The following is an 11,744-nucleotide window of genomic DNA, read 5'->3' on the forward strand; positions in this document are numbered from 1 at the left end:
ATTAATTCGCTAGCTACTTGCAACTGATAAAACCTTTAAGCAATCTTCTCACGCCATTTATTTATGAGAAATTTACGCCATTTAATTAGGGAACTTACAGGACAGGTTTTGAGTGGTAATTTTACCAAGCTGCATTCCTTCCAAGAAATGTCCGTTTTTTAGACGAGGTAAATCTACAAATTTATTGCGTAATTTATTTAAATGATATATTGTAATAAACGATAAATAATTTAAATAAGTATTTGGTATAAATTATGGAAAAATTAGTAACGAACATGGATCAACATGGCAGGGTGTTAATCCCATCTGGAATAAGAGAAAGACTTAATATACAGCCTGGTGATAAAGTTAATTTAGAAGTTTATGAAAACGAGGTAAAAATAATTAATGCTAATAAAGTAATAGACGAGATGTATACAATCTTTACCAAAAACCAAAGTGATAGAAAAGATTCAGTGGTAGATGATTTTATAGATAGAAAACATGAAGAATACAAAATAGAAGAAGAGAGAAATATAAAAAATGGCTAATCAAATAATTTTTGATTCCTCTGCTCTTATAATGCTATTTGCAAAAGAGCTTGGCTATGAATCCATAAGGAAGCATATGAAATATGCAATAATCTCAAGTGTAAATATTGCAGAAGTATATAAATACTGTATTGAAGTGCAAAATTTAACAGAAGACGATTGTAGAAACCTAATAAAACTTTCTGGTATCAAAATTATAGATTTTTGTGAAGAACAAGCATTAATAACAGCAAAAATAATCAAAAAAACAAAACAATATGGTTTATCATTAGGAGATAGGGGCTGTATTGCTTTAGCAATGTTCAAAAATTACCCTATACTTACTTGTGATAAGATCTGGCAAAAAATCGACCTTGACATTGAATTCATAATGGCAAGGTAATGACTGATATTTTGGGATATGCACGTGTATCAACGCAACAACAAGACTTAGATTCTCAGAAGCACCGCTTGACTGCTGCGGGTGCTATACGGGTTTTTGAAGATGTGATAAGTGGTAAAATCTTTGATAGACCCGGACTAGAAGCTTTAATTGCTTATGCCAGACCAAATGATTTACTTTGCGTAGTAAGGCTTGATCGTTTGGGGCGTAGCTTAAAAGAATTGCTTGAAACTGTAGAATATCTCAAAGAATGCAAGATTGGTTTAATGTCCTTAGAAGAAAAGATAGATACATCTTCCGCTGCAGGTGAATTGGTGTTTCATGTATTTGGTGCTATTGCACATTTTGAAAGAAGGTTAATTTCAGAACGTACTAAGGACGGCATAAACGCTGCTCGACTAAAAGGTAAAATACTTGGTCGTCCTACTTTGGACAAAGAGAAACTCAGTTCAGCACTGAAGTTAATTGAATTAGGTCTCTCTCCAACTGCTGCTGCTAAGCAACTGAATCTTGGGCGCTCTACAATATATCGTGAGCTTAAATATGTAAGATAGACTTTTTTTACAAGCCCATTATATTTTATGTCTTGCTGAACTCCTCTTTGATAATCTGCTGAACTCGACTTTGATAAATGACAATTAAATTTTATTAAGAATAACGTTGCAATTTTTAATTAAATTTGTTAACATACCTTCAATATTAATTATCTATTGAGTTATGAGATATGAAGCTCAACCAAACTGAGTATAATTTTACTTCTAATGTTAAAACATTTAGTGAGCTAAATTACTTAACTAAAGATAATATAAAAAATTCTCAACATAGAAATGATATAGTCGAGATTAATAAAGAACTTAAATACACTCTTCCAGCAGTAGGCTGTAAAGAAGTTGAATTTATATATTCAACTAAAACTAATCAAATTACTGTTACTACTCTTAGCAATAGTGGAGAGCAAGTTCTAATAAAAGCTGAAAACCTACCAAAAGAGCTAGAAGAAATTACTAATCCTATGCAATTAAGTAAGTTTCTTAAAAATAGCTATGCAAAGATTACTAGTTTAAGTGATGGGGAGTATAAACTTCATATAAATCATAAGCTGTTAGGCGGTGGTAAAGAATATTTAGAAAGTATAATAAAAATAGTAAACAATAGACTTAATAAAGAAATATCCTCTGAACAAGCATTTGATAATTTGGGTATAAATTATCAAGAATATTCTTATATTGAAGATGAAATTCTAGTAACAGCACTGGCTATGTCAAAAGGCTTTACTATAAAACAATTGAATACTTATAACCTAAATATAGACGATATTAACGTTACTTACCTTAAGGATACTATTAGCAAGGTGATTGGTTTAAAATTTGACGAGTATCACGAACAACTTTTACCATATGCAGAAGCTGGCTTACAAGTTTTAAAAGATAAAATATTTAATAAAGAAGATGATAATACCATAACGGTAGTAAAATATTTTTTCAATTCCATAAGAAATCAAATAGCAACAAAAACAGATATAAAAGAAAAACTAAAAAACGAAAGGTTTATTTCTAATATTTATATTACATTAATTAATAAAACAATAGATAACGGGCGAAAGGAATTCATTAAGAAGTTTAAAGAGTATGAAGTGCAGGCTACTCCTACGTCAAAAGAACGAGATATATATAAAATGCCATCATCAGGTATTTGTCACGGTTCTTCTCTTGTTAGTTCTAGATTAGGAGAAAATTTTAATAATAGAGTTCAAATATTATCAGAAAGCACTTTATTCCAACAAAGATATCATGAAGTTAGAAATCCTAATCCAGACAAAGTGTATGAAGAACTCGTCTCCGAAATTACTCAAGCTATAGTTAACCTAGAAATAGATAAAGAAGAAAAACCGCCTCTTCACCTTATAAAAAAATTAATAAACAACAAAGATTTCCAGGAATTCTTAAAAGGCAATAATATAGATGTTAGCCTATTATTTGTTAAAGCAAGGACTAGTATTCAAAACCAAATTATGGATTATTATCCAGAGTTACAGATTTTTTCTCATGCTGAGGAAATATTACCTGATATTAAGTATGATGCGAATTTACTAATTGGTATTTTAGATATCTTAAGTAAAAGAGTCGTAGAGTCAGAAAGTGAGAAAACACATATGGCTTTAATAACTTTTATAGAAAAAGCTGATATCACAAAAGCTATGGGAAACATTCACGGTAATGATAGGATTCCTCAAGCCCATGATATTTTAATAAGAGTTGACACTAATAGCGAAGGAAATATAAAGAGGTTAATATTTTCTGATTTACAAGAAACCGGGATCCATATAGTTTTAAGCTCGGATAAACCATCAAAGCTCATTAAAGAAGCTATTCCAAATAGTATAGAGCTAATAAGCTCATACGAAGAGCTTTTCGCTACAAAAATGTTTGGAGAGATAAGTGCAAAATATATAAAAACCTCACTTATATATTGAATTTCATTAGAGAAAACTATATTATTTCAATATAAATGTATAATAGGAGTTAAGTACTATGAAAATTTCTTATATAGACAATCAATCTTTGCCAAGTAGCTATAAAGTAGCCTCTCAAGAAAAAGTGATAAGAAGAGAAGAACAAGAAATAAAAGGTGAAGGATCTTTCTCTAAAACTAATAATATTAGTTCAGCAAGAAAAGAAAATCCATGGCTTAAAAAAGCACAACTTTCTGAACATCAAGAGCAAGATGCGCGTGGTTTTGATTGGAAAGCTGCTGTTTATGGTCAAATTGAACCAGAAAAGCTGAAGCAAGAAATGGGAGAAAATACTTATAAACAATATATGCAAACTCTAGATAATTATTCGGAGGGCTTGCCAAATTCAAAAAAAGTTGACAAATTTATTTAGAGTTAGCTGTATAATTCATATAGATAAGGTAACGCACCTTATCTATATAGTTTTTGGCCAATCATCTCGTAAACTACCAAGCACTAGTTTATTACTTTGCGTCTATACTCATAATTCTATAATTTCGATTATGCCAATGATTCCTTAACTCAAATTGAGCTGAGCGGTAAGTTATCAAGCGATCACTTTATACACTGACCTAAGCTTATATTTCTTTTATAAATATTTAAAATAAAATCGGACAGCTATGTATAAAATGGCTGTCCTTAACAACATTATAGCCTTAAATTATTCTAACCTAATTTTCGGACATTATTTTCCCCTATTGGGGTCTAAGCGTAAACCTCAGATTTTTCCGAAATTGCCTTCGATAATATAGATTTTCTAATATCAGATATTGTTTTTTTGCTCACAGATAGTTCTTTTGTAATCCAATCATAACTCTTACCGGCTTTTAAAAAAATCTCTATTTTTTCAATTTTTTCTGCAGTTTTTGGGTTTTTACTCCCTAAAGTTCTACCGAATTTTACTCCATCAATTTTAGCCTTTGCGATTCCGGCTTTAGTTCTCGCGTTAATCATACCACGTTCTAATTCTGCAAATACACCTGCTATCTGAAAGAATGCTTTACCCATAGGAGAAGTGGTGTCTACGCTATCTCCGGAGTCAAGAGATATGAGATTTACTTTTTTATTTTTTAGTAATTCTATGATATCAATAAGTCCTTTTAAAGATCTCGCAATTCTATCAATTTTATAAATTATAACAGTATCTTTAGCTCTTAGTGAATCAATCATTTTTATTAATTCAGTGCGATTATTATCTTTACCACTTACAGACTCGCTAAATATCTTTTCACATCCAGCTTTTAATAATTCATGTTTTTGCAACTCAAGGTCTTGAGTGGTACTGCTAACTCTGGCATATCCAACTTTCATAATATTATGTACAATTTATATGATTCAAGTAGCCGAAAAGCTTAGTATTCTCAAAATGACTCCTGAAGAGAGGGCAAATTACTCTCTTATTATCAAAAAAAGCTTTATAACGATAGAGACGAGCTTCAAGCCGCCGAAACTAGAGGAGAAGCTAAGGGTAAAGCTGAAGAAAAAATTGAAATCGCTAAAAACCTTCTGTCTCAAAATATAGATATCAATACTATATCTAAGGCTACCGGTCTACCTGTTGAAAAAATCAACGAACTAAAATTTTAAAATAGGGGTATCGGCAACGTCTCTGTAAAAAGGTACGGTTTTGAAGAAAATACATTCTCAAAACCGTACCTTTTTACAGAGATGTTGCTGATACCCCTATTTTTATCCTAGCGCAAGTTTCTTTAATGCTCTTTCAATTTCATTTCTTGTATCAAAATTTGCTTCAGTTAGAGGAAACCTAAGTTCCCCTGAGCATATACCTAAATATTGCGCAGCATACTTAATACCTATTGGATTGACTTCCATAAATAGAGCTTTATAGAGCGGCACCAGTTGTTGATGAATTTTTAAAGCTGATTTGAAATGACCTTTCTTCCATCGCTCTTGTAAATCTTTGCATAGTTTTGGCGCTATATTTGAAACAACTGAAATACACCCTACTCCCCCTTGTGCATTATAAGCCAAAGATACTTCATCATTTCCGGATAAAAGAGCAAAATCCCCTTTAACTTTAGCACTAATTCTTAATGTACGTTCTAAATCGCGGCCTGCGTCTTTAAAAGCAATGATTTTTGGAAGTTCAGAAAGTCGAAATATTGTATCATCTGTAAAATCAACACCAGTACGAATGGGCACAGAATATAAAATTATCGGTAATTCAGCAATATCGTGAATTGCTTTAAAATGTTGGTATAGACCTTCCTGCGTTGGTCTTGTATAATACGGTGTGGTACACATCAAACCATCAATAGGAATTTTTTGAGCTTCCAAAACTTGATTTACGGCTTGTATAGTGTAAGTTGCGTTACACCCCGCAATTATCAATATACGTTTTTTTGTAATATCGACTACCTCTTGTAATAAAGCTATATATTCATCTCTATCTAAATTAACTCCTTCACCCGTTGAGCCTGCTATAACTATACCATCAACTCCGCTTTTAATTTGATACTCAAGCATTTTCTCTAAAGACATAAAATCTATTCTATTGTCTTTAAAAGGAGTCAAAAGTGCGGTAAATAATCCTTTAAATATATTGTTATCCATCATAATTTATATTCTTATTAGCTTTTTATATTTTTGCTTCCTCTATACATTGTACTACATATTATCACTATCTTCTCACTCAATTTATGTTAAATCAAAGATAGCGTAACATACTTCTATTATTTATGATATATTATAATAAGAAATGCTCCCTTAAAAGATCATTAATTAAATTAGCTCAACTTTCACTTTTTTGGCTTTTAGTTCATCTTAACAGTCTTCAAAATATCAGCAAAAACACCTACAGCTGTAACATCAATCCCAGCTCCATATCCCCGTATTACAAGAGGGATTGGAGCATAACGCTTTGTAAAGCGTTCTCTCCTCCTTTAACGGTATATAAAGGATGATCTTGAGCCACAGACTGCATACCTACGCTGCATTGATTTTCGCTAATTTCACTCACAAATCTCAATACTTGATTATTTTTCTGAAGCATTTTTATTGCTGTCTCAAAATAAGAATCAATTGATGAAAGACGAGACAAAAACTGTTTTATACTTCCGCTGATATCAAAATCATGGGGAAGAATAGGCGTCAACTGAATATCCTCAAGAGCATATTGAGCACCAATTTCTCGTGAAAGAATCAATACTTTGCGAACTACATCTAAGCCGTTTAAATCATCACGAGGGTCTGGTTCTGTAAATTTTTTTTCACGGGCAATTTGTACCGCTTGTAAAAATGGCATTCCTTCTTCTAATAAACCAAAGATAAATGATAAAGACCCAGACAAAATTCCAGAAAAATTAACTAACTTATCTCCACTATTCATCAAATTTTTAAAGGTATCAAAAATAGGTAAACCAGCGCCTACATTAGTTTCATAGAGAAAACGTCTCTTTTTCCTATTTGCTTCATCACGCAATGCATGATAATATTCTATGGAGCCGCTGTTAGCTTTCTTATTAGGTGTAGCAATATGGAGAACTGTGCGAAATACTTCCAAATAGCTTTATGCTAACTTTCCTGAGCTAGTGCAGTCAACAAATATACCATTGAGAGGGTTTGTTTTACTCACTTTCTCCAGCAGTATACCTAAGTCGCTTGGTGTATCAGATGTATTGAGCGCTGTACTCCAGTTAGATAAATCGATACCTTCTTCAGTATAGATCATCTGTTTGGAATTAGAGATGGCAACAACTTTTATTTCTATCCTTTCTTCTAAGAATTGCTGTTGTCTTTCTTTAATTTGCTCCAATAAGCCTTTACCAATAGTTCCAACTCTAAAGATATATAATACTACAGGTTGTGTAGTGCAAAAAAAGAAACTATGAACTGCACAAAGGGCACGTTTGCTTTCTTTATCATCAATTACAACAGATATACACCTCGCAGAAAAAGCTTGAGTAATAGCTTTTACATTGATACATTGAGCAGCAAGAGCGGAAAAAAGCTTACTCGCAATACCATAGTTGGAATAAATCTGATCACTGACAATGCTAATTATAGATTGATGTGGCAGTACATCAATCCTTTCAATAACTTTAGCATTAATTTCTAAAAACAATTCATTTTTTAAATCCTTTTTTATAACAGATATATCAGCTTCTCGAATGCAAAAACTGATTGAATTCTCAAAATTTGCTTGAGTGGCAAAAAAAATAGGCACACCACATCGAGATACTGCACTAAAAATACGTGCCGTAATATTTTCAATCTCATTCATACCAGTACCATAGATGTTGATCAAAGCGACGTTGTTTATGGCAGACACACCTCGAATCAATGCGCAATTTTTGTATTCCATATTGGAAATTTTGCTTCACTCGTGAGAGGGGAAAAACGTATTTTTGATATAGAGAGGAATAAGGTAATCCATAAGTATTCGTGTTGTTTTATGATGCAACACTTTAGCTCCATAATAAGCAAGCTCCATGGCTTCCCCATAACTCATAACGGGAATTAATTTAGTATCTAAGATTTGAGTAGGATCTACTGTGTAGAACCCGTCTACATCCGTCCAAATTTCACATCGCTCTGCTTTAACCCCAACCGCCATAATACTAGCTGAATAATCGGAGCCGTTACGTCCTAGCAAACTGAGATTTCCCTCCATATCGGACCCAACAAAGCCAGACATAAGCAGCACCGTAAAGGATTGCTCCATCACTGCAGAAAACCTTGATTCTATTTCTTGTATAATAGGAGTACTTTCCTTTAAAAATCTTTTTGTTTTAATGAAGTCACAACTATTAATAAATTTAATATGAATCCCTATCTGCATAAGAAGAACTTCCATAATATGTGCAGACATTCGTTCTCCCAAACTTAGAATTTGGCAGTATGCCTTAACAGGACACTCTTTGATTAATTGAATCTCCTGAAGAAAGGTTCTATATTTGTTACAAATTTCTTCCAGACTGTCTCTTATCTTTTTTGAAGGAAATTCTGGATTTTTGTGTGTCAGCTCATCGATAATAGTATTATGTAAGGTAAAAAATTTACTAACACTAATTTCAACATCTTCGTCAGCTAAAACTTTTGTAATACTGGTCAGCAACAAATCAGTGACACCAGATACAGCTGATAACACAACGCCAAGGCGTGACTGAGTACAACGCTCCTGTATGATAAGTAGTACCTCAAGAATACGATGGGCATTTCCTAAAGAAGTGCCTCCAAATTTTAATACTTGCATTTTTATCTCTTAACCTAACATCTTATTTAATCATCTCTTGTTTTAAATATACTAGCATATTAACAATGGCAGTTCCTGCAGCTCCTCTTACTAAATTGTGACTTAGTGAGACCATCCCAAGAATATTTTTATTGGCGCGTAAATGTCCAATATGTATTCCATAATCATCTGCCCCTTACAGTGGTTTGCAACCTATCCCTGTAGATCGGCTGCGAGAGACCTACTTCTTATCTTTCAAGCCGCTTTTGCACGGCACACTTATATCCGCACTCCACACTTTGGTTTGCCGATATTATATCAAACCCGTTTAATAGATAAGGATATACTTTATGTGCCTGATTCCTCTTACTTAAATTCATTTTAGGGTAAACGGCTTCAAGCCCTATTATTCGGTAATAACGTCTAACAGCTTTACGACCCTCTACAAACTCTTGCTTTTGTAAATATTTTGCCATTCGTCGCATCCCATAATATGGGTGCATAGTATAAGTCTCATCGATTAGATGCACAATCTTTAAATCGTGCTCATCTATGCCAGCAGGCTTATAATAACATATTGATCTATTAACATTCAGCAGCTCACATTGTTTTATAACCGTTAACTGCTCAAACTAGGTTCTATCATGCTACACCTAGCTTTTAAATCCAAACAATGTAGATTTTTTTATGTAAAGTCACGCTCTACACTCAACTGACCTATTTGCTCATATAAACTATTAATTAAATCTTGCTGATTCGGACTCAGTACCATGAGCCTTAGATTTAAATCCATGTATCAGCAGCTCTAACCCTCGCTTCTTCCAATTGGTTATTTGAGTAGCATGTACACCGTACTTACTGGTTATTTGAGCTATAGTTAATTCACCTTTGATTGCTTCTATCACAATCTTGTCTTTTTCTTCTGACGCTTATTGTTTAGCTTGTTTTTTCATCTCTAGCTCCATTAGCTTGCTAGAATATTATATTTCATTTCTTTTAAATCTCTGTCCATATTATGGGGACCATTATATCTTGCCATGGTGGAAAGTCTTTAGGTAATAAACACCACTGGTAGCCGCTTTTCATTACATAACAAATTGCATTAATTATATTTTGATATAGTAATTTCTCTCTAATTCTACAACCTTTTGCATTTACGTAACAAAAACCGTGATTAACACCAGCAATCAAAAACAATTTTTGGCTAACATATTTAATTACAACTATCAGATAAGTTGGCTAACATAAGTGATTTTATAATGCTCTTGATCGTGTTATAAATTTGATACTGTTCAAATAAGAAAAAGTTTTCTCTAAAAGTTGAATATCTATATCAAAATTATCATCAATAATACTGTTGCCCTCTTCTTGATCTTCTTTATTATCACCTCCTAAATAAAGAGATAATAATGGAAATAATGCATTGTTTTCATCAATAGTTTTTAATTTTTCTTGCCATAAATTGCTAGATATCAAAGATATATTATATCCTTGATTATTTAACCATAGGATTAAATCTTGCCATTTTAGTAGTTTTGGACTAATGATAGGAAATGATTTTCTAAAAGAATCCTGTTTTAGAGAGATTGTTGTAATAGAATTTGTTACATTATCCACAGATAACATATCATAATATTTATTATTCCAATTTGGGGCATAGCCTAATTCTATACAACCTTTTAGCAATAGAAAGATACGATATCTTTCTACTGGGAAAATGCCTGTTTTATAACTACCAAGGATATGACTTGGTCTGAAGATAGTAGTAAAAACACCTTGTTTTGCAGCTGCAATAATCAACTTTTCAGCTACAAACTTCGATTGTTCATATCCTCCATCAATATTTTCATATGACAGACTTTTTTCATAATCCTCAAATTCTTGAATTGTATTTATTCTCGCAGTTAAAGTGGAAATGTAGTGAAGTGCTTTTAATTTACTAGAGGATGCTAATTTAATTAATTCTACAGTGCCATCAACATTAGTAGGTTTTAATTTTTGATAATCATATATATGATGTACTAATGCACCACAATGATATATTACATCTATCTCTTTACAGAGTACATTATACTGTTGCTTAGTCAGAGATAATTGTTTATAAGATAAATCACCTAATACTATTTCAATACGATTAAAGTTTTCATTTAAGCAATATCTTTTCATTTGTGCAATAAGTTTATTTTGAGCTGCATTAGTATCATCAGCTCTTATTAAACAGTAAATTTTAGCATCAGTATTAGTAATAAGATTTTGCAATAAATGTATTCCCAAAAATCCAGTAGCGCCTGTTAATAAAATCGACTTTGGTTGAGTGTAAAGTTCTTTGTCTTTTGAAATTTTTTTAGATATATGCAATTTTATATTAGCATCTTTTAGCAAAGATGCTGTTGGAGAGAGGGCTTGAATATAATTTTTATTATCTTTTTTCATTACTTTAATCAAGCTACTAATCGTAGGATTCTCAAAAAAATTGCCTAGTGATACATTAGTATTAAATTCTTTATGAATCTTGATCACTAATCTTGTTGCTGAAATAGAATGCCCTCCAAGTGTAAAGAAATTATCATTAATACCAACTTTTTTAACTTTGAGTATTTCTACCCATATTTTGCATAATTCTTTTTCTAATTGGTTTCTTGGTGCTATATAATTTTTACTTTTCTTCTTAAAATCAGCTTCAGGCAAAGCTTTTTTATCTATCTTTCCATTATTTGTTAATGGTATTCTATCTAAATATATAAAATATCTAGGTATCATATACTCTGGTAACATTAGAACTAAAGTACTTTTTAGTTTTTCGGTTATTTTTTCTTTTATAACCAAAGCGTGGAATTCTTCTCCTAAACTATCTATTAAAACTTGTGAATATTTTCCTGTAATTTCTTTTAATACTATATAGGCTACTAAATTTAACTCCTCATTATCTGTCTTCTTTGTGATTACTATAGCTGTATTAATATAATCATGTTTATTAAGTACTTCTTCAATTTCGCCTAATTCAATTCTATAACCTCTAATCTTTACTTGCTCATCACTTCTTCCTAAATACTCAATATTACCATCGTGTAAATACCGCCCTATGTCTCCTGTCTTATATAAACGCTCACCATTACCAAACGGATT

The 11,744-nt window shown here is 31.9% G+C and carries 13 protein-coding genes; 5 read left to right on the forward strand and 8 right to left on the reverse strand.

Annotated elements, in window-relative coordinates; translation table 11 throughout:
• The first annotated feature begins 254 nt into the window (after positions 1-254).
• The 5 genes from Trichorick_RS08495 (at position 255) to Trichorick_RS08515 (ending at position 3,797) form a co-directional block, all read left to right on the forward strand.
• Positions 255-530 (forward strand): AbrB/MazE/SpoVT family DNA-binding domain-containing protein, encoded by a 276-nt coding sequence (locus Trichorick_RS08495; RefSeq protein ID WP_323739227.1) that lies wholly within the window; start codon positions 255-257, stop codon positions 528-530.
• A complete protein-coding gene (locus Trichorick_RS08500) occupies positions 523-912 on the forward strand; it encodes a type II toxin-antitoxin system VapC family toxin (RefSeq protein ID WP_323739228.1) in 390 nt (129 codons plus the stop codon). The genes Trichorick_RS08495 and Trichorick_RS08500 overlap by 8 nt, the downstream gene beginning before the upstream one ends.
• Positions 912-1,466 carry a recombinase family protein gene (locus Trichorick_RS08505; RefSeq protein ID WP_323739229.1) on the forward strand — a complete coding sequence of 185 codons (555 nt, stop codon included), beginning with the start codon at positions 912-914 and terminating at the stop codon, positions 1,464-1,466. The genes Trichorick_RS08500 and Trichorick_RS08505 overlap by 1 nt, the downstream gene beginning before the upstream one ends.
• A gap of 170 nt (positions 1,467-1,636) precedes the next feature.
• Positions 1,637-3,385 carry a hypothetical protein gene (locus Trichorick_RS08510; RefSeq protein ID WP_323739230.1) on the forward strand — a complete coding sequence of 583 codons (1,749 nt, stop codon included), beginning with the start codon at positions 1,637-1,639 and terminating at the stop codon, positions 3,383-3,385.
• A 58-nt stretch (positions 3,386-3,443) separates the two neighbouring features.
• The gene (locus Trichorick_RS08515; RefSeq protein ID WP_323739231.1) at positions 3,444-3,797 is read left to right on the forward strand and encodes a hypothetical protein; all 354 of its coding nucleotides are present in this window, start codon (positions 3,444-3,446) and stop codon (positions 3,795-3,797) included.
• A 332-nt stretch (positions 3,798-4,129) separates the two neighbouring features.
• Here Trichorick_RS08515 and Trichorick_RS08520 read toward each other — a convergent pair whose 3' ends face one another.
• The 8 genes from Trichorick_RS08520 to Trichorick_RS08555 form a co-directional block, all read right to left on the reverse strand.
• A complete protein-coding gene (locus Trichorick_RS08520) occupies positions 4,130-4,735 on the reverse strand; it encodes a recombinase family protein (protein ID WP_323739232.1) in 606 nt (201 codons plus the stop codon).
• 378 nt (positions 4,736-5,113) lie between these two features.
• A complete protein-coding gene (gene dapA, locus Trichorick_RS08525; RefSeq protein WP_323739238.1) occupies positions 5,114-5,998 on the reverse strand; it encodes a 4-hydroxy-tetrahydrodipicolinate synthase in 885 nt (294 codons plus the stop codon).
• Positions 5,999-6,278: 280 nt separating this feature from the next.
• Positions 6,279-6,947: a homoserine dehydrogenase family protein gene (locus Trichorick_RS08530; protein ID WP_323739233.1), complete on the reverse strand. Its 669-nt coding sequence runs from the start codon at positions 6,945-6,947 to the stop codon at positions 6,279-6,281.
• A gap of 6 nt (positions 6,948-6,953) precedes the next feature.
• Positions 6,954-7,748 (reverse strand): ACT domain-containing protein, encoded by a 795-nt coding sequence (locus tag Trichorick_RS08535; protein ID WP_410250276.1) that lies wholly within the window; start codon positions 7,746-7,748, stop codon positions 6,954-6,956.
• 15 nt (positions 7,749-7,763) lie between these two features.
• Positions 7,764-8,639, reverse strand: coding sequence for an aspartate kinase (locus Trichorick_RS08540; RefSeq protein ID WP_323739235.1), 876 nt, complete (start codon positions 8,637-8,639; stop codon positions 7,764-7,766).
• Between the two features lie 227 nt (positions 8,640-8,866).
• Positions 8,867-9,232 (reverse strand): IS3 family transposase, encoded by a 366-nt coding sequence (locus Trichorick_RS08545; protein WP_323739239.1) that lies wholly within the window; start codon positions 9,230-9,232, stop codon positions 8,867-8,869.
• 123 nt (positions 9,233-9,355) lie between these two features.
• Complete coding sequence (locus Trichorick_RS08550) at positions 9,356-9,523, reverse strand: hypothetical protein (RefSeq protein ID WP_323739236.1); 168 nt, start codon at positions 9,521-9,523, stop codon at positions 9,356-9,358.
• Positions 9,524-9,872: 349 nt separating this feature from the next.
• A partial coding sequence (locus tag Trichorick_RS08555; RefSeq protein ID WP_323739237.1) for a thioester reductase domain-containing protein occupies positions 9,873-11,744 on the reverse strand: 1,872 nt, incomplete at its 5' end.

The organism is Candidatus Trichorickettsia mobilis, from assembly GCF_034366785.1.
In the GTDB taxonomy this organism is placed as follows: Bacteria; Pseudomonadota; Alphaproteobacteria; order Rickettsiales; family Rickettsiaceae; genus Trichorickettsia; species Trichorickettsia mobilis_A.

What these genes read in the sequence shown, in the direction of transcription:
- Trichorick_RS08495 (WP_323739227.1), top strand. Translation starts at nt 255, where the DNA reads ATGGAAAAATTAGTAACGAACATGGATCAACATGGCAGGGTGTTAATC.
- Trichorick_RS08500 (WP_323739228.1), top strand. Translation starts at nt 523, where the DNA reads ATGGCTAATCAAATAATTTTTGATTCCTCTGCTCTTATAATGCTATTT.
- Trichorick_RS08505 (WP_323739229.1), top strand. Translation starts at nt 912, where the DNA reads ATGACTGATATTTTGGGATATGCACGTGTATCAACGCAACAACAAGAC.
- Trichorick_RS08510 (WP_323739230.1), top strand. Translation starts at nt 1,637, where the DNA reads ATGAAGCTCAACCAAACTGAGTATAATTTTACTTCTAATGTTAAAACA.
- Trichorick_RS08515 (WP_323739231.1), top strand. Translation starts at nt 3,444, where the DNA reads ATGAAAATTTCTTATATAGACAATCAATCTTTGCCAAGTAGCTATAAA.
- Trichorick_RS08520 (WP_323739232.1), bottom strand. Translation starts at nt 4,735, where the DNA reads ATGAAAGTTGGATATGCCAGAGTTAGCAGTACCACTCAAGACCTTGAG.
- dapA (WP_323739238.1), bottom strand. Translation starts at nt 5,998, where the DNA reads ATGGATAACAATATATTTAAAGGATTATTTACCGCACTTTTGACTCCT.
- Trichorick_RS08535 (WP_410250276.1), bottom strand. Translation starts at nt 7,748, where the DNA reads ATGGAATACAAAAATTGCGCATTGATTCGAGGTGTGTCTGCCATAAAC.
- Trichorick_RS08540 (WP_323739235.1), bottom strand. Translation starts at nt 8,639, where the DNA reads ATGCAAGTATTAAAATTTGGAGGCACTTCTTTAGGAAATGCCCATCGT.